We start from the raw sequence: 19,058 nt of genomic DNA, 5'->3' as shown, positions 1-19,058 counted from the left end.
AAAGTAAACTTTCCTTAACTACTTTCAATATAGATAGGCAATGGTCAAGAGGCTGTTGCCTATTTTCTATTCTTTTTCTTACATCATCAAAAAGCAATAAAATTATTCTGCATGCATAATAATTTTCGAAATGGGTTGATACGAAAAGTATAATTTGTTAGATTTGAGAAACAACGAGTTCAAACAAGTAATTCGTTGCTGCAGTTCCTGGCCAAATTAAATTGCTATTTCATGTCTACAAGCATCACACGGGTATTCGACCTCCTTCCATACAACCTCGAAAACTTTCCGAAAGAAGAATTTATCAGCGGCAAGATCAAGGGCAAATGGGAAAAGTACAGCACCAAACATTTTTGTGAAGTAACCGACAACCTGAGCCGCGGCCTCACTACTTTGGGCATCAAAAAAGGCTCCAGGGTAGCGGTCATGTCGCATAACCGGCCTGAATGGAATATTTGCGATTACGGTATCATGCAACTCGGTGCTTATCAAATTCCGCTTTACCCAACCCTGGCCGAACACGATGTAAAATTCATTATCGAAGATGCCGAAATTACCATCGTATTTGTAAGCGACGAAACGCTTTATCAAAAAGTGACCATGGTTTGCCGGGAAATCAAACATGAAGTAAAGGTTTTCACTTTCGATCAGGTGCAAGGCGCAAGCCATTGGCAGGAAGTGGTCGAGGTTGGAAAATCAACCGATGTTGATTTAGAAAGCTACAGGCAAGCGGTGAGTTCCGAAGATATCCTCACGCTGATCTATACTTCGGGCACCACTGGAACACCCAAAGGCGTAATGCTTACCCATGATAATTTGGTGAAGAACTTCGTGAAATCGGCCATTATCTTTCCAACAGAAATTAAGGTGTCGCTCAGCTTTTTACCTTTGTCGCACATTTTTGAGCGCATGATTTCCTACCTCTATGCCTATTTTGGCGTATCGGTTTATTATGCCGAAAGCATGGACACCATCGTAGCCGATATCCAGGAAGTAAAACCCAATGCCTTTTCTACCGTACCCCGACTGTTGGAAAAGGTGTACGATAAAATATTGGAAAAGGGAAAAGACCTCAAAGGCATCAAACGAGGCATTTTCTTTTGGTCGCTGGCCCTAGCCGAAAAATTCGACGGCAACAACGGCTGGTGGTACAACTTCAAGTTGGGCATTGCCCGTAAGTTGGTGTTCAAAAAATGGCAAGAGGCACTTGGCGGACGCATCGTGGTGCTCGTTTCGGGTGGTGCAGCCCTCAACCCGCGCTTGTGCCGTATTTTTTGGGCCGCCGGCATGCCCGTTTTCGAAGGTTATGGCCTCACCGAAACCTCGCCGGTAATTACCGTTAACCATTTTGGTGCCACCATGTTCGGCACCGTAGGTACAGTGATCGAAGGGGTTGAAATCAAGATTGCCGAAGATGGCGAAATTTTGGTGCGTGGGCACAACGTGATGAAAGGCTATTACAAACGCGACGACCTGACGGCCGAGACCATCGATGCCGAAGGCTGGTTCCATACCGGTGATATCGGCGAGATACTGGAAGGCAAATTCCTCAAAATCACCGACCGCAAAAAAGAAATCTTCAAAACTGCGGGTGGCAAATACGTAGCGCCCCAAATGCTCGAAAACCGCTATAAAGAATCGCCTCTAATCGAACAGATCATGGTGTTGGGCGAGAACAGGAAATTCCCTTCGGCCTTGATCGTGCCTGCATTTCCGGCGCTGAAAGCCTGGTGCGCCAAAAAAGGCATCGATTACAGCACCAATGAGGAAATGATCAAAAACGAGCAGGTGTTGGAAAAATATAATCAGATTATTGTAGCTTTAGGATCAGAATTCGGCAAATGGGAGCAGGTCAAACGCTTTGCGCTCTTGCCCAAAGAATTCAGCATTGATGGAGGCGAGCTTACCCCTAAACTGAGCTTTAAGCGGAAGGTAGTCCTCGAAAAATATGCGGCCATCATCGAAAAGATCTATAAAGATGCAGAAAACTATAAAGCGTAAGTTAGGTGCAATTACCTTAGGTTTAGTTTCCATAAGCCTGTTTTTCGGCTGCGTAGGCGGTCAGCTAGGCAGGCACAACAGCGATGAATACCGTAATGGCATGGTAGTTTCGGCCAATAGCATTGCCTCGCAGGTTGGGGTTGACATCCTCAAAAAAGGGGGCAATGCGGTTGATGCGGCAGTAGCCGTTCAATTTGCTTTAGCCGTAGTTTACCCAAATGCAGGCAACATCGGTGGCGGTGGCTTTATGGTATACCGCTCGGCCAAGGGCGAAGCCAATACACTCGATTTTAGGGAAAAAGCAGCAGGCAGCGCCACAAGAGATATGTACTTGGATGCGGCTGGCAATCCGATTGTTGATAAAAGCCTGTACGGACAACTGGCCGCGGGCGTTCCAGGTTCGGTGGCTGGCATGGTAGAAGCCCATCAGAAATATGGCAAGCTCAAATGGGAAGACTTGGTCAAGCCCGCAGTTAGGCTAGCCGACGAAGGCTTCAAAATTACCGCCCGCCAAGCCAACGAACTCAACGGACTTAAAAAAAGATTAAAAGCCCTCAATCCCTTGGGCACAGCACTGCTTAAAGATAGCAAATGGACTGAAGGCGATGTATTGGTGCAGCAAGAATTGGCCAATACGCTAAAACTGATTGCTGAAAAGGGAAGAAAAGGCTTTTACGAAGGTCCGGTAGCCGATTCGATCGTTGCCGAAATGCAGCGCGGAGGTGGTATCATGACCAGGCAAGACCTCCAAAACTACCAGGCAGTGTGGCGCAAACCCATTGTGGGCAACTATAGAGGTTACGAAATTGTAACCATGCCGCCCCCGTCAAGCGGAGGCATAGCCTTGGTACAGTTGCTCAAATCGGTTGAGCCTTATCCGCTTGCCAAATGGGGCTTTAATGCCGATTCTACGGTTCAGTTAATGGTCGAAGCCGAGCGGAGAGTATACGCCGATCGCGCTTCTTACCTGGGCGATCCCGATTTTTATCCCGTGCCGCAAAAGAAATTAATGGAAGATGCCTACATCAGGCAACGCATGGGCACCTTCAATTGGCAACAAGCCGGCAACAGTGCCAGTATCGGCGCAGGCGAAATTGCCCCTGCCGAGCACGAAGAAACTACCCATTTTTCTATTGTAGACAAAGAAGGTAATGCCGTTTCCATTACCACCACACTGAATGGTTCTTATGGGGCTGCGGTAGTGGTAAAAGGCGCAGGTTTTTTGCTGAACAACGAAATGGACGATTTTTCGGTAAAACCTGGTGCCCCGAATATGTACGGATTGGTTGGTGGCGAAGCCAATGCCATTGCACCGAACAAGCGCATGCTCAGCTCCATGACCCCTGCGATTCTGTCTAAAGATGGACAATTGTTCATGGTGGTAGGTACGCCAGGTGGTTCAACCATCATTACCTCGGTTTTCCAAACCATTTTAAACGTGGTCGACTTTAACAAATCGATGCAGGCTGCGGTAAGTGCCAAAAAATTTCATCACCAATGGTTGCCAGATGATATTTCGGTAGAAGAAAATGCCCTGGATAGCCTTACGATGGTTAAACTGCAGGCTAAAGGTTATAAGATTGTATATCGTGGGCCAATAGGGCGGGTGGATGCCATTCTGAGAACCAAATGGGGATTTTATCAAGGCGGCGCCGATCCGCGTGGCGACGACAAAGCCATCGGCTGGTAGGTTTTGCGCAACAACCATTTTTCCTTAAAGAAGTTACAAATCAAAGCCTTGGGCTATGGCAACTAATTTTGTTGCATTTATTATATTGCAGCCCATCAAACAATCTTGCCTCATGCGAAAACTAACTTCTTTATTGCTGTTTTTAGGATTAGCGTTACAACTGGCTCATGCCCAAAGCAACGAAGCCAGCCTCATCAGTCCGTTGATTAACCAATACCAGGCCGACGAAACCATGCTCAACCGCAAATACACGCTCAAGCGGTCGGTGGAGTATTTTAAACGCATGGAGCGCTTTTATGCTGCTTGGCGCCAAAAACTGAAATCCCTGCCTTTTAATAAGCTTACCGTAAACGAACGGGTAGATTATATCTTGCTTAAACGAGATATCAGGACTGATTCGGCTAGTTTGCAACAGAATTTTGCCGAATTTAACAGTACCATTTTTACTTTGCCTTTTGCCCAGACCCTTATCGATTTTGAGGCCAAGCGTCGTATAGGGCAGCAGCAAGACGGTAAAACCGTGCAACAACAATTTATCCGGCTCAAAGAAGCCATCCTGCAAACCACAAAGGCGGTAGAGCAAAAAGAACTGGCCGTTACGCCAGTACAGGCCGCCTGGGCCAAACAAACCGTTGAGCAATATTTGGCCGTATTTACGGAGGCCTACAAGTTTTATGATGGCTACGACCCCCAGTTTACCACCGCTACCAAAGGCGTTTATCCTGAAGTAACCGATGCCCTGAAAGCCTATGCCAATGTATTGGGCAAAATGGCCAAGCCTTCGGCGGTAAAAGACGATGGCAGCGGCATTATCGGCAATCCCATTGGTCGGGCGGCCTTGCTCAGCAATTTGAAGGACGAAATGATTGCCTACACGCCAGAGCAGATCGAAGCCATTGCCATGCGTGAGTTTGCCTGGTGTGATGCCGAAATGCTAAAGGCTTCGCAACAAATGGGCTTTGGCAACGATTGGAAAAAAGCGTTGGAAAAGGTAAAAACCGATTACCCCGAGTTAGGCAAGCAACCCGAACTGGTTTACGAATTGGCCAACGAAGCCATTGATTTTGTAGAGAAAAATAAACTGATTGCTATTCCGGCTATGGCCAAAGAAGGCTGGCGCATGCGCATGTTGAGTCCGCAGGAACAATTATTCGCACCGTTTTTCTTGGGAGGCGAGTCGGTGTTGATTGCCTATCCTACTGAAGACATGAGCGAAGATGCCAAAATGATGACCCTGCGTGGCAATAACCGGCATTTTTCGAGGGCGGTTGTGTTTCACGAACTCATCCCGGGCCACAACCTGCAATATTACATGCAGAGCCGCTACAAACCTTACCGCAGGGTTTTTAGTACACCGTTCTGGACCGAAGGATGGTCGCTGTATTGGGAAATGCTGCTTTGGGACCAAAACTTTCCGAAATCTCCAGAAGACAAAATCGGGATGCTCTTCTGGCGCATGCATCGTTGCGCCCGCATTATTTTCTCTATGAATTACCACCTGGGCAAATGGACGCCAAAACAATGTATCGACTTTTTGGTAGACCGTGTAGGTTTTGAGCGCGCCAATGCTGAGGCCGAGGTAAGACGCTCGTTTACGGGTGGCTATGGGCCGTTGTACCAAATTGGCTATATGCTAGGCGGCCTGCAATTTAGGGCATTGCACAAAGAATTGGTGGCCAGTGGGAAGATGACCAATATCCAATTCCACGAACGTATTTTGCACGAAAACAACATGCCGGTTGAAATGGTGAGGGCCTTACTAACCAACCAGCAACTTCCCGAAAATTTCAGTACCCAGTGGAAGTTTGCGGGCAGCATCAAATAAGGCGTGCCAAATTGATAAAATTTGAGGCATAAATTCCGCTAATTATTAATTTTGTATAGCAAAGTGCACAGTTTATTTAACATTATTTAACAAATTTAAAACAGGAGAAATAACGGCTAACTATCTGTTTAAAAGTATTTTAATTTGTTTTGTTGTTGGTTTTCGATCTTTGGTACAGCTATTGAACAAGAGCAGTAAACAAAAGAACGCTTATTAAAATCACAACTATGAATTCGAAACTTTTAAAATGTCTACCAGTTGCATTAGCTGGTTTATTTATCGCAACTGCAGCACAAGCCCAAGAACCTGCCAGCACCCCGTTGAGGAGCTGGTCTATTGGTGTAAATGCCGGTGTGCTTACTCCATTGTCTCCGCTTGGTGGCAAAAACGATTTCAGCAACAATAAATCAAGCTTCGGTTATGGCTTGTATATCAAAAAACAATTTACACCTTATTTCTCGTTACGTTTAGATGGAGTAAGAGGTAAGTTGAAAGGCGATAACTCGGAAGCTTATGACAGTGGCGTAATCAACAACAGCCCGGTAAAAGCATTCGAAACACAATTGGAATATTCTGGTAGCTTAAATGCGGTAGTGAATATGTTCAATATCGACATGTTCAAAAAAGAAGATGTTTTGCAGCTTTATGCTTCGGCAGGTGCAGGTTTGGCTGGTTATAAGCCAACCATCACTACTGCTTCGGGCACTTCGGCTTATGCGGGTGGCAAAACCATTAGCGAGCTGATTATTCCGGTAGGTTTAGGCGCCAAGTTCAGGCTTTCTGATGGGGTTAACCTTGATTTGGGCTGGACAATTAACTTTGTTGACGGTGATAACCTTGACGGCTATTACAGAAATGGCAACGACAAATACAACTATGGTTATGCCGGTTTAGAGTTTGCCTTGGGTAAAGGAAAACAATTGGCTTTCCACAACCCGGTTGCGGCTACTTACGACCAAGCTGTGGCTGCTAAAAATACAGCCAACGCCTTGAAGGCAGATTTGGATGCTCAAAAAGCTGAAAATGCCAAATTGCGTTCAGAAATGAACGACTTGTTGAAAGACAGCGATGGTGACGGTGTAGCCGATAAATTGGATAAATGTCCAGGTACACCTGCAGGAACGGTAGTTGATGGCTCAGGCTGTCCGATCAAAATCCCTGCACCTCAGGTAACCGAGAAAGTAATCGTTACTGAAGCTGACCGTAAAGTAGTAGCTGAGGCGATTAAAAACCTTGAATTCGATTTGGGCAAAGCTACTATCCGTGCTAAATCTTACGCTACCTTAAATAGAGTAGCTGCGCTATTGGTAGAGAAAAACTTTAGCCTGAAATTAGCCGGCCATACCGATATTACAGGTTCAAGAGAATTGAACATGCGTTTATCAAAAGATAGAGCTGAATCAGTAAAAGCCTATTTGGTATCGCAAGGTGCCAATGCCAGCAGAATTGAAGCTACTGGCTACGGTCCTGATCAGCCAATCGCAACCAACAAAACTGCAGCTGGTCGTCAGCAAAACAGAAGGGTAGAATTTACCTTGTATTAGGCCATTCATTCTTTGAAATACAAAAGCCTCCGATTTTATCGGAGGCTTTTTTTTACTCTTTTTTATGGTTGACTGCAAACTAAAAATTAGTAACCGAAACCCGAATTTCAGGTCAAAGTCATTTCCAAAAATTATTTTAATATTCTACTTGCATCCTAAACTTTAATAGCTTAGATTTGTTATGCAAGCATAGTAATTAATGAAGCAGCAGGAAACAGTAGATTATTTTTTAAAGATCGTTTGGCAAAACGTTTCGAACACCTATAACCAAATCGCCTCTGGTTTTGGGATTACCCAGGCCATTGGCTATGTGCTGATCAACATCCACGCGGAAGGTACTACCGTATCGGCATTGGCGGGCTTGCTTGGCGTAAAAGCCACCAGCTTGTCGCGCATGCTCAACAACATGGAAGAGCTGGGCCTAATATACAGAGAAATTGCGGCAGGCGACAAGCGTTCTGTCAAAGTTTTTCTAACCCCCTTTGGTGTAGAAAAAAGAAAGTTGGCCAGAAACGTAGTGGTGTCTTTTAACGAGTACTTGAACGAAAAGCTCAGCGCCAAAGAAAAAGAACAACTGATTGCCACGCTCTCCAAAGTTAACCAATTAACCCTGGCTTATTCGCCCGTAAAAGATCATGATGAACAAAAAGATAAATAAGGTAGCCGTATTAGGCTCTGGCATTATGGGATCGCGCATTGCCTGTCATTTCGCCAATATTGGCGTAGAGGTATTGCTGCTGGATATTGCTCCGAAAGAACTGAATGCCGAAGAGCAGGCCAAAGGTCTGTCCCTGACCCATCCGGCAGTGAAGAACCGCATGGTAAACACGGCCTTGCAAACCGCGGTAAAAACCAACCCTTCGCCAATTTATTCGCAAAGTGTGTTGCAGAAAATAGCTACAGGCAACTTTGACGACGATATGCCGAAAATTGCCAACTGCGATTGGGTGATCGAAGTGGTTGTAGAAAACCTGGACATCAAGAAAAAAGTATTCGAGCAGGTAGAGCAATTCCGCAAACCAGGTACTTTGATAACCTCCAATACTTCGGGCATCCCTATTCATTTAATGGCCGAAGGCAGGAGCGACGATTTCAAGGCAAACTTCTGCGGTACGCACTTTTTTAATCCACCACGTTATTTGAGGCTGCTCGAAATCATTCCTACACCTTATACCAAGCCAGAACTGGTTGATTTCTTGTTGCATTACGGCGATAAGTTTCTGGGCAAAACCACGGTGCTCTGTAAAGATACGCCGGCATTTATTGCCAACAGGGTTGGAGTTTACTCGATCATGGCCTTGTTGCACTTGGTGGAGAAGATGGGGCTGACCGTTGAGGAAGTGGATAAATTTACTGGTCCGGCTTTGGGCAGACCGAAATCGGCTACTTTCCGTACCACCGACGTTGTAGGGCTTGACACCATGATCAAGGTGGCCAAAGGCCTGTACGATAATTGCCCTGAGGATAAGGCTCATGATTTATTCCAGTTGCCGGCTTATGTGAAAAAGATGGAGGAAAACAACTGGCTGGGCGATAAAACCAAGCAGGGCTTCTACAAAAAGACTAAAAATGCCGAAGGCAAAACCGAAATATTGGCGCTCGACCTGAAAACGCTCGAGTATCGGCCACAGGAGAAAGTAAAATCGGCCACCTTAGACCTTACCAAGAGTATCGAAAACGTGAAAGACCGCATGAAGGTTTTCGCAGCTGGCAAAGATAAGGCTGGCGAATTGTTCAGGGCTTCTTTTTTCGGACTGTTCGAATATGTGTCGGATCGTATTCCTGAAATTTCTGACGAATTATACCGCATAGATGATGCCATGCGTGCCGGTTTTGGTTGGGATTTAGGCCCATTCGAAGTTTGGGACGCCGTTGGTGTTACCGAAGCCATTGAAGGCATGAAAAAATACGGCCATCAACCTGCTGCGTGGGTAGGCGAAATGCTGGAAGCTGGTCATACTTCGTTTTATAAAGTAGAAGACGGAATTAAGAAATATTACGACATCCCTTCAAAAAGCTATCAAGAAATTCCGGGTACGGCCGATTTTATCATTTTGGATAACCTCAGGGCCAACAAGGTGCTCTGGAAAAACGCCGGTGCCTCTATCATTGATTTGGGAGATGGCATTTTAAATGTAGAATTTCATTCGAAAATGAATACCATTGGAGGCGACACGCTGTCGGCTATTAACAAGGCCATAGATATGGCCGAAAAGGATTACCGCGGGGTAGTGATAGGCAACGATGGGGCTAATTTCTCGGCAGGTGCCAACGTAGGCATGATCTTCATGATGGCTGTAGAGCAGGAATGGGAAGAATTGAATATGGCCATCAGGATGTTCCAAAATACATCAATGCGCATCCGTTATTCGTCAATTCCTGTAGTGGTGGCGCCACATAACCTGACTTTGGGCGGTGGCTGCGAGTTTAGTCTCCATGCCGACTTTGTGCAGCTCAATGCCGAAACTTACATGGGCTTGGTAGAGTTTGGGGTAGGCGTAATTCCGGGTGGTGGCGGTACCAAAGAGTTTGCACTGCGGGCCTCTGACGAATATCATGCCGATCAGATTGTGCAAAACACGCTCAAAGACCGCTTCCTGACCATTGGTATGGCCAAAGTGTCGACCTCTGCGGTAGAAGCGGCAGAATTGGGCTACCTGCAAAAAGGCAAATACGGCATCAGCATGAACAGAAGCCGCTTAATCGCCGATGCCAAAGCCAAGGCAATAGAATTGGCCGATGCAGGATACACCAAGCCGGTGCAGCGCAAAGACATCAAGGTATTAGGCAAGCAAGGCCTGGGCATTGTGTATGCCGGAGCCAACAGCATGTATGCCGGCCATTATATCTCGGAACACGATAAAAAGATTTCGGAGAAACTGGGCTGGGTCATGTGCGGTGGAGACCTTTCATCGCCAACTGAAGTAAGCGAGCAATACTTGCTGGATTTGGAACGCGAAGCCTTCTTGTCGCTCTGTGGCGAAAGAAAAACTTTGGAAAGAATACAGTCTATCGTAACCAAAGGGAAGCCGTTGAGGAATTAGGAAGGAGTAGTGCGTATTGAGACAAGCGTATTGAGACAAAATAGAAAATCAATCCCCAAATAATCGAATTAAATACTTATGGCATGCATAATATAAAAGATTTAAAAATTTGGAATAAGTCAATTGATTTGGCGGTGAGGATTTATCAAATTACTTCGGATTATCCCATTGATGAACGCTATGGTCTAATATCTCAATCAAGACGCAGTGCTGTTTCTATTCCTTCAAATATTTCCGAAGGAGCCGGGCGAAACACGAAAGGTGAGTTCAAACAGTTTTTAGGAGTTGCTAACGGCTCGTCATACGAGTTACAAACACAATTGGTAATTGCAGAAAAGCTTGGATTTGTAAATGAACAAATAGCGGGCGAGCTTTTGGACAACATCGATGAATTACAGAAAATGAATTATAAACTTCAAGGTGCTTTAAAATAATAAATTGTGTTAGGCGCGTATATCTCAATACCCGCTACGCAATACGCACTACTAGATACTATAAAAATGGAAGCATACATAATAGCAGGACTAAGAACAGCCGTGGGCAAGGCCCCGAGGGGTGTATTCCGCTTTACAAGAGCTGATGATTTGGCAGCAGATGTGATCAGGGCATTGGTGGCCTCGGTTCCTAATTTGGATAAGGCAGAAATAGACGATGTAATCGTTGGCAATGCTACACCAGAAGCCGAGCAGGGCTTAAACGTTGCCCGTATGATTAGCCTAATGGGGCTCGATACCGATAAGGTGCCTGGCGTTACCGTTAACCGCTACTGTGCATCTGGTTTAGAAACCATTGCTACGGCCGTGGCAAAAATCAAAACTGGTATGGCCGATTGCATTGTGGCCGGTGGTGTAGAAATCATGTCGGGTATGCCATTTGGAGGCTGGAAACTGGTACCCAATGCAGCGGTTGCCAAAAATAATCCAGACTGGTACTGGGGCATGGGCTTAACGGCCGAAGCCGTGGCTAAAGAATATAATGTAAGCCGCGAAGACCAGGATGAGTTTTCCTATCGTTCGCATCTTAAAGCTGTAGAAGCCATCAAGAACGGCCACCTCAAAGACGGCATCTTGCCCATTACGGTAAACGAAACCTATTTGGATGGCAACCTGAAAAAACAGACCCGTTCTTATGTGGTGGATACCGATGAAGGGCCGCGCGCTGATACCACGCTTGAGCGTTTGGCCAAGCTGAAACCTGTTTTTGCGGCCGATGGCTGCATTACTGCGGGTAATTCTTCGCAAACTTCTGATGGAGCAGCTTTTGTGCTGGTGGTTTCGGAAAAGAAAATGAAGGAATTGGGTGCAACGCCGATTGCCCGTTTGGTAAGTTATGGCATTGCTGGCGTACCGCCGCGAATTATGGGCATTGGTCCCATCGAAGCTATTCCGAAAGCTTTAAAACAGGCGGGAATGAAGCAAGATGATATCGACCTGATTGAGTTGAATGAAGCCTTTGCTTCGCAGTCGTTGGCGGTGATCAGAACCTTGGGCTTGGATCCGCAAAAAATAAACGTAAATGGAGGCGCTATAGCTTTGGGCCATCCATTGGGTTGTACGGGAGCTAAACTTTCGGTGCAGCTCTTCAACGAACTCAAAAGGCAAAACAAAAGATACGGCATGGTAACCATGTGCGTAGGTACGGGCCAAGGCGCGGCAGGTATTTTTGAACTGTTGTAAGAAAATAGAATTGCGTAGTGCGTATTGAGATACTTCTCTCGTACTATTGGACAATAAAATAAAATAATTGTAAACATGGGCATACCGTCTCGGTACGCTATACTCAATACACAATACTAACATGGAAAAAACAATAAAAGGCGGTGAATTCCTAATTGCAACAACCCAATACCAGGATGTATTCATTCCTGAAGAATTTGATGAAGAGCAACAGATGATTGCGCAAACCTGCCGCGATTTTCTGGCGGCCGAAGTTAACCCCATATTAGACAGGATCGACAGCCAGGAAGAAGGCCTCATGCCGTCGCTGATGGACAAGGCTGGCGAACTCGGTATTTTGGGTGTGTCCATTCCGGAAGAATACGGCGGTTTCGGAAAAAATTTCAACACTTCAATGCTGGTGGCCGATGTTTGCGGCGCAGGCCATTCGTTTGCCGTGGCTTTGTCAGCCCATACGGGTATCGGCACCTTGCCTATTCTTTACTATGGCAATGAAGCCCAAAAAGCCAAATACATTCCCAAATTGGGAACAGGCGAGTGGAAGGCCTCTTACTGCTTAACCGAACCCAATTCGGGCTCTGATGCCAACTCGGGCAAAACCAAAGCCAAATTATCGGCCGATGGCAAGCATTACATCATCAACGGACAAAAAATGTGGATCACCAATGGTGGTTTTGCAGACATCTTCATCGTTTTTGCCAAAATAGATGACGATAAGAACCTAACTGCATTTATTGTAGAGAAGGAATTTGGCGGCATAACCATGAACCCCGAAGAACACAAGATGGGAATTAAAGGTTCGTCGACCCGCCAGGTATTCTTTAACGATTGTCCGGTACCGGTAGAGAATATGCTGTCGGAAAGGGAAAATGGTTTTAAGATTGCTGTAAACATCCTGAACATTGGCCGGATCAAGTTGGCCGCTGCCGCGATTGGTGGCTCTAAAGAAGTGGTGAACCAGGCCGTTAACTATGCAAACGAACGTGTGCAATTCGACAGGCCTATCTCCAAATATGGAGCAATCCGTTATAAACTGGCCGAAATGGCCACCAAAATCTATGCGGTAGAATCGGCAAACTACAGGGCCGGACAAAACATAGACGATGCTTACGATGCCTTGGTTGCGGGTGGCATGGAGGCAGGAAAAGCCAAACTCAAATCAACAGAACAGTTTGCAGTAGAGTGTGCCATTTTGAAAGTATGGGGCTCTGAAGTACTGGATTATGTAACCGACGAAGGTGTACAGATTTATGGCGGCATGGGCTTCTCGGCCGATGCACCGATGGACAGGTCGTATCGCGATGCACGTATCAACCGTATTTTTGAAGGTACCAACGAAATTAATCGTTTGCTCACCGTTGACATGATGCTGAAAAGGGCGATGAAGGGCGAACTGGACCTGATGACACCGGCAACTGCCGTGGCCAACGAGCTGCTGTCGATCCCCGATTTTGGAGAAGAAGACACCACCTTGTTCGCTGCAGAAAAGAAAATTATCCAGAATCTGAAAAAAGCAACTTTGATGGTGGCTGGCGCTGCGGTGCAAAAGTTGATGATGAGCCTTTCAAAAGAGCAGGAAATTTTAATGAATATCGCCGACATGGCCAGCTATGTGTACGTAGCGGAATCGGCTATGCTCAGGACGGAGAAATTAGTTAGCCTACGTGGCGAAGAAGCCTGCAAGGGTCAGTTAGATATGATGCGCATCTATTTTGTAGAAGCGGTTGACGGCGTGCAGAAAGCAGGCAAGGAAGCGCTTTGGGCTTTTGCCGAAGGCGACGAACTGCGCATGATGTTGGTTGGTTTGCGCAGGTTTACCAAAATGGAGCCGTTTAATGTAAAACAAGCCCGTCAAAACGTAGCATTGCAACTGATCGAAGCCAATAAATACTGTTTTTAAGGTTGAAGGTAAAAAAGTAGAAGGTTTAGGGTTATTTCATCCTAAACCTTTTTATTTTGAACAAGCCCTGCGCTTTCCATCTTTCAGCCTTCTGCCTTTAACCCTCCACTGCTGGCAAGTGTTAAAATTGGTTAAAAATTGCGCCATAGGCAATAAAAGCTTATTTTTGTGCAATTATGTTTAAAACCAGGTTATTTTTAGGTTTCTTTTTAATCGTAGCAACCTTTGCATCTTGTAAAAAAGACAGTTACAATGCAGAGAAACAAGCAAAGATAGACGACGGCCTCATTGCAGATTTCATAGCTAAAAACGGTATTGCCGCCATCAAACACAGTTCGGGAATCTATTACCAGATTATTACCCCGGGAAGCGGAGACGTAAGTTTTAACTCTTCAACCGCAGTAGTGGTTAACTACGAAGGAAGATTGCTGAACGGAAATATTTTCGACAAATCCTCAAGCGCAGTAACTTTTGTTTTGGGCAGACTGATCCAAGGTTGGCAAATCGGCATTCCACTGATCCAAAAGGGAGGCAGAATCAGGTTGATCGTGCCTTCTACCTTGGCCTATAAAAACCAATCGCCAGGTCCGGGTATTCCCGAAAATGCGGTTTTAGACTTTACCATAGACTTAATCAGCGCACAATAAATATGCTCATGCGTAAAAAACTTATCTTTCCGGCAATCGCTTTATTAGGCCTCTTGCTGCTGTTCAATTCTTGTAAAAAAGAATATGAAACCATCCAAAGTATTGACGAGGCCAAAATTCAGGCTTATATCAAACAGAATAACCTTACCATGACCAAAGATCCGGCTGGATTTTATTATCAGGTACTTAATCAGGGAACTGGTGCGCCTTTGTTGAACAAGGATTCGGTTTTTTACAGCTTGGCGGTCAAGTCGCTGAGCGGAACAAGCTATTACAACACCGCAACTTATAGCACTGAGGGCACTTATTTGGGCTATCTTAGTCCGGAAGCCTACCGCATTGCCCTAACCGGTGTTAACCGAGGTGGCAAGGTAAGGGTGATATTGCCTTCTTATTTGGCCTATGGCAAAAATGGCACTGAAACGGTTCCGTCTAATGAAGTCATCTTGTCTGAGATTACAGTATCGCCTTATGGCAAAATATGGGAAATCGATGATCAAAACATCAATAACTTCCTGACGGCGAAAGGCCTGACGGCTGTTAAAAATCCATCAAGGGTTTACACCATCATGAATTTTGTAGGTACTGGCGATGCCATTTCGAGCACGGCTTCAACCATTACCGTTAATTATACAGGTAGGTTGCTCAATGGAACCATCTTCGACCAGAATAATGGTTTAACATCGCAACTCAACCTCCTTATCCCTGGTTGGCAAAAAACCTTGGTTGGCTTAAAGCAAGGCACCAAGATCAGATTTTTTGTGCCTTCTGATTTGGCTTACGGGGCGACAGGAAGCAGAAACCAAACTACGGGAAGTTATATTGTACCGCCAAACTCCGCCCTCGATTTCGATATCGAGATTACGGGGGTAACAAATTAATAGAAAGCCAGTTTTTAACTGGCTTTTTCGTTGAGGGCCAATTTGTAGGCTTTTAAGGCACGATCTCTGGCAAGCTCGTGTGTAACAACAGGCACAGGTGCCAACGCCGATCGGTATTCGGGTGCCCATCGGTACACATATTCTAGTTTTGGGTCGAATTTTTTGAGCTGCAACTCGGGATTAAAAACCCTGAAATAAGGGGCGGCATCATTGCCAGAACCACAGGCCCATTGCCAGCCACCTACATTGCTGGCCTGGTCGTAGTCTAACAGCTTTTCGGCAAAATAGGCTTCGCCCCAACGCCAGTCTATCAATAAGTGCTTGCACAGGAAGCTGGCCACCACCATCCGTACGCGGTTGTGCATAAATCCGGTTTCGTTGAGCTGGCGCATACCTGCATCTACCAAGGGATAGCCCGTTTTGCCTGCGCACCAAGCCTTGAATTCGGTTTCGTTGTTGCGCCATTTGATATGGTCGTAGGCCGGTTTAAAAGAATGGTTCGCCGTATGTGGGAAATGCCACAAAATCATCATGTAAAATTCGCGCCAGGCCAGTTCAGAGAGCCATTTGTGTGCTTGCTGTGCCAATGCTTCCTGTGCAACGGCCCTAATACTCAATGTGCCAAAACGTAGGTGCAGGCCAATGTGGGTAGTGGCGTTTAAGGCTGGAAAATCGCGCGATTGATCGTAACCGGCCAGCTTGTTTTCGAAGTGGACGGAAGGAAATGCTTGGCCACTTGCTTCAAATCCGAGTTCGGATAAGGCCGGAAAAAGCAAAGGTTCGGTTTTGGCTAGCTTATCGAAATATTTTGCAGTGGGATAGGGCTTCAGGTAAAACCGATCCAGTTTCTGCAACCATTGCTTGTAGTAAGGCGTAAAAACGGTATAAGGCTTCCCATCGGCCTTAACCACTTCCGATTTCTCAAAAATAACCTGATCCTTATAGCTAAAAAAGCCAATTCCTTCGCTACGCAGGTATTCGGCCAGACCGTTATCGCGTTGCGTGGCATAAGGCTCGTAGTCGGTATTGGTATAAACAGCCTTTACGTTGAATTTTTTTATGATTTCGGGCCAAACCTGTTCTACTTTTCCGTGTTTAACCAATAGGGCAGAGCCTTGTTGCTCCAATTTGGCTTTGAGTTTCGCCAAAGTCTGGTAAATGAAATCGACCCTTGCATCGGCTTTGTTGGAGAGTTGCGAAAGGATATGCTGATCGAATATAAAAAGGCAAAGTACCGGATGGCCGCTTTTGAGCGCATGATAGAGCGCAGCCTGATCTTCTAGGCGCAGGTCTCTTCTGAGCCAGCAGATGCTAATTGCTGTTGTCATGATTATGGTTTTTGGAGCTATTTGGTTGCATAGATTTCATTCAGGGCACTATCTAGGTTAAGGTAAGCAAATTTATAGCCGGCATCGAGCAGTTTTTGGGCAGAGGTATTGCTGCTCATCAGGGGCATGATGCTCATTTCGCCGAGCACTGCCTTGAGCACAAAGGCAGGTACACGAATAGGCCAAACGGGTCGGCCCAATTGCTGGGCAATGCTTTTGGTAAATAGCTTATTGGTAACCGGAACGGGCGAACAGCCGTTGTAGGCACCCGCCATTTCATTGTCGTTTACAGCTTTGGCAAAGATATTGGCCATGTCGTCCAGGTGTATCCAGGGCATCCATTGCTTGCCGCTACCCAAAGGCGCGCCTACAAAATACCTGATGGGTTTTTCCATGGTGGCCAGTGCGCCATCTTCCCTGCTTAACACGAGGCCAACCCTTATTTTAACTACCCTAAGTCCCATGGCTATACCCTCGTTTACGGCTTCTTCCCAAAGTACACAACAGTTGGCCAAAAAGCCGGTACCCGGCTCGCTGTTTTCAGTCAGGATTTCTTCGCCCCTGTCGCCGTAATAGCCAATGGCTGATGCCGAAATGAAGCTGCTTACAGGTGCATTGGTTGCTTTGATGCTTTGGTAAAGCAACTGTGTTGATTGTACCCGGCTGTCTATCACTTCCTGCTTGTATTCGGCAGTCCATTTTTTGTCGGCAATTCCTGCTCCGGCCAGGTGTACAACTGTGTCGATGCCTTCAAAAGCTGCAAGATCAATGGTTTGCTGTTTCACGTCCCAAAGAAAAACCTGGGCACCCTTTATGTCGTGCAGCTTTCTCGAAAGTATAGAAACCCGGTGGCCCTGTTGCAACAAAAGCGGCACCAGTTTGCGCCCCACCAGTCCAGTAGCGCCGGTAATCAAAATGTTCTTTGCCATATCCTTTAAACCTTGCTTTTCGGAGATTTGTTTTTTCGGAAGCCAAGATAGCAATATTTGGTTCATGAGCTGGTTAGTTATTATGGATTGTCCCATTGCGTTGGCCAAGATGAATTGAAAAGAGCAAACCTAAAACCACGGATTCCAAGCCCCAGGCCGACGGCTATGGGCTAGCGACTTACGACTTGCCCAAGGAGTGTTATCGGTATGTAAAAAATAGGATGTTTGACCATCTAATTGCGATAAATTGTGCAATTTGCAACTCGATATAAAATGGCTACGGATATGAGCAAAAAGATTTTGGTTTGGTTTAGGAATGATCTACGCATGCACGACAACGAAATGCTTGTAGAAGCCATTGCCAAATCAGAAGAAATCCTGCCCGTTTACTGTTTCGACCCCCGCCATTTCGAGCCTACTCGCTACCATAGCATCAAAACTGGCGCCGTTCGTGCCCGCTTTTTGCTGGAAAGCGTACAAGCCTTACGTCAATCATTTCAACAATTTGGTGGCGATATCCTCATTTTGCAGGGAAAACCCGAAGAATTGTTGCCTCAACTGGTTGCCGAACATCATATTACCGAAGTTTACCACCACAGGGAAGTAGCCAGCGAAGAGACTGCTGTTTCGGTTGCCGTAGAAGACCTGTTGTGGAAGCTCAGGGTCAACCTGAAGCATTTTATCGGTCATACGCTTTACAACAAGGAAGATTTGCCTTTCCCGATCAAGGATATTCCCGACGTTTTTACCCAATTTAAGAAGAAAACGGAGCGCGATGCCTTGGTAAAGCCCTGTTTTCCAACGCCAGCGCATATTGTTTTTGCCCAGCTCGACGATTGGGGCAGCATGCCCGTGTTAAGCGATCTGGTTTTGCATGAGGACCTGCAGGATTTGTCGGCGGTTGCAGAGTTTAAGGGCGGAGAAGCTGCCGCATTTAAACACCTGTACGATTTTTTGCATGCCGGCGAAGATATGGCGTTGGCTAATGCTTCGCTCAAAAAGAACGAAGTGGTTTCCAGGCTTTCGCCCTGGTTGGCGTTAGGCTGCCTTTCGCCAAGGGAAGTGTATTGGAAAATGAAGGAAGCAGAAGCCAATTATGGTTTGAAACCTTACTTCAATCAGGTGGTATTGGGTTTGTTGTGGCGCGATTACTACCGTTTCATGTTCAAGAAATATGGCAATACCTTTTTTAAGCCAGAGGGATTTAAAAAAGATGCCCAGGTGATTTCGCTTTCGGATAGCGAGTTGCTGCACTCCTGGAAAACCGCCAGTACCGGCCATCCCTTGGTTGATGCCATCATGCACGAACTGAACCAAACTGGCTACATCAATAATGCCTCGCGCTTGCTGGTGGCTACCTACCTGGTTTATGAACTGAAGGTGAATTGGGTAATGGGCGCCGCTTACCTCGAAGAAAAGCTGATCGATTATTGCCCAGCCAGCAATTGGGGCAATTGGGCAAATCTGGCAGGTGTGGGCAACGACCAGCGCCTTACCGGCAGTTTCGACTTCGAAAAGCAGCTAAAGGCTTTTGATCCTAAAAGTACTTATGTACAGGCAGTTAGGGCCTAGCCCGGCGAGTGCCTCAAAAAA

14 protein-coding genes are annotated in these 19,058 nt (G+C 46.2%); 12 read left to right on the top strand and 2 right to left on the bottom strand.

Features of this window, described 5'->3' with window-relative positions; genetic code table 11:
* Window positions 1–231: 231 nt before the first annotated feature.
* From AC6H1S_RS15750 to AC6H1S_RS15700, 11 genes are all read left to right on the top strand, one after another.
* Window positions 232–2,001, top strand: a complete 1,770-nt coding sequence (locus AC6H1S_RS15750; protein ID WP_497564224.1) for an AMP-dependent synthetase/ligase — start codon at window positions 232–234, stop codon at window positions 1,999–2,001.
* Entirely contained in the window at window positions 1,979–3,691 is a 1,713-nt protein-coding gene (gene ggt, locus AC6H1S_RS15745; RefSeq protein ID WP_497564223.1) for a gamma-glutamyltransferase, read from the top strand. Before AC6H1S_RS15750 ends, ggt begins: the two co-directional genes overlap by 23 nt.
* A gap of 112 nt (window positions 3,692–3,803) precedes the next feature.
* A complete protein-coding gene (locus AC6H1S_RS15740; protein ID WP_199137819.1) occupies window positions 3,804–5,516 on the top strand; it encodes a DUF885 family protein in 1,713 nt (570 codons plus the stop codon).
* A gap of 227 nt (window positions 5,517–5,743) precedes the next feature.
* Complete coding sequence (locus AC6H1S_RS15735; RefSeq protein ID WP_497564222.1) at window positions 5,744–7,060, top strand: DUF6089 family protein; 1,317 nt, start codon at window positions 5,744–5,746, stop codon at window positions 7,058–7,060.
* Window positions 7,061–7,259: 199 nt separating this feature from the next.
* Window positions 7,260–7,718, top strand: a complete 459-nt coding sequence (locus tag AC6H1S_RS15730) for a MarR family winged helix-turn-helix transcriptional regulator (protein WP_199137816.1) — start codon at window positions 7,260–7,262, stop codon at window positions 7,716–7,718.
* A complete protein-coding gene (locus AC6H1S_RS15725) occupies window positions 7,699–10,104 on the top strand; it encodes a 3-hydroxyacyl-CoA dehydrogenase/enoyl-CoA hydratase family protein (protein ID WP_497564221.1) in 2,406 nt (801 codons plus the stop codon). Before AC6H1S_RS15730 ends, AC6H1S_RS15725 begins: the two co-directional genes overlap by 20 nt.
* Before the next feature lie 83 nt (window positions 10,105–10,187).
* Complete coding sequence (locus tag AC6H1S_RS15720; protein WP_199137814.1) at window positions 10,188–10,538, top strand: four helix bundle protein; 351 nt, start codon at window positions 10,188–10,190, stop codon at window positions 10,536–10,538.
* A 66-nt stretch (window positions 10,539–10,604) separates the two neighbouring features.
* Window positions 10,605–11,780, top strand: a complete 1,176-nt coding sequence (locus AC6H1S_RS15715) for an acetyl-CoA C-acyltransferase (protein WP_497564220.1) — start codon at window positions 10,605–10,607, stop codon at window positions 11,778–11,780.
* A 121-nt stretch (window positions 11,781–11,901) separates the two neighbouring features.
* On the top strand, window positions 11,902–13,680 hold the full coding sequence (locus AC6H1S_RS15710) for an acyl-CoA dehydrogenase FadE (RefSeq protein WP_199137812.1): 1,779 nt from the start codon (window positions 11,902–11,904) through the stop codon (window positions 13,678–13,680).
* 176 nt (window positions 13,681–13,856) lie between these two features.
* On the top strand, window positions 13,857–14,327 hold the full coding sequence (locus AC6H1S_RS15705; protein ID WP_497564219.1) for an FKBP-type peptidyl-prolyl cis-trans isomerase: 471 nt from the start codon (window positions 13,857–13,859) through the stop codon (window positions 14,325–14,327).
* Between the two features lie 8 nt (window positions 14,328–14,335).
* Window positions 14,336–15,208, top strand: coding sequence for an FKBP-type peptidyl-prolyl cis-trans isomerase (locus AC6H1S_RS15700; protein WP_497564218.1), 873 nt, complete (start codon window positions 14,336–14,338; stop codon window positions 15,206–15,208).
* A gap of 14 nt (window positions 15,209–15,222) precedes the next feature.
* Here AC6H1S_RS15700 and AC6H1S_RS15695 read toward each other — a convergent pair whose 3' ends face one another.
* Entirely contained in the window at window positions 15,223–16,536 is a 1,314-nt protein-coding gene (locus AC6H1S_RS15695; RefSeq protein ID WP_497564217.1) for a cryptochrome/photolyase family protein, read from the bottom strand.
* A gap of 17 nt (window positions 16,537–16,553) precedes the next feature.
* The gene (locus AC6H1S_RS15690; protein WP_497564216.1) at window positions 16,554–17,465 is read right to left on the bottom strand and encodes a TIGR01777 family oxidoreductase; all 912 of its coding nucleotides are present in this window, start codon (window positions 17,463–17,465) and stop codon (window positions 16,554–16,556) included.
* A 285-nt stretch (window positions 17,466–17,750) separates the two neighbouring features.
* Here AC6H1S_RS15690 and AC6H1S_RS15685 point away from each other — a divergent pair, with 285 nt between their 5' ends.
* Entirely contained in the window at window positions 17,751–19,037 is a 1,287-nt protein-coding gene (locus AC6H1S_RS15685) for a DASH family cryptochrome (protein ID WP_497564215.1), read from the top strand.
* The last annotated feature ends 21 nt before the right edge of the window (window positions 19,038–19,058 follow it).

Source organism: Pedobacter sp. TM02 (genome assembly GCF_059705275.1).
The sequence above is the reverse complement of the archived record's forward strand: the minus strand, read 5'-3'. Positions and strand labels throughout refer to the sequence as shown.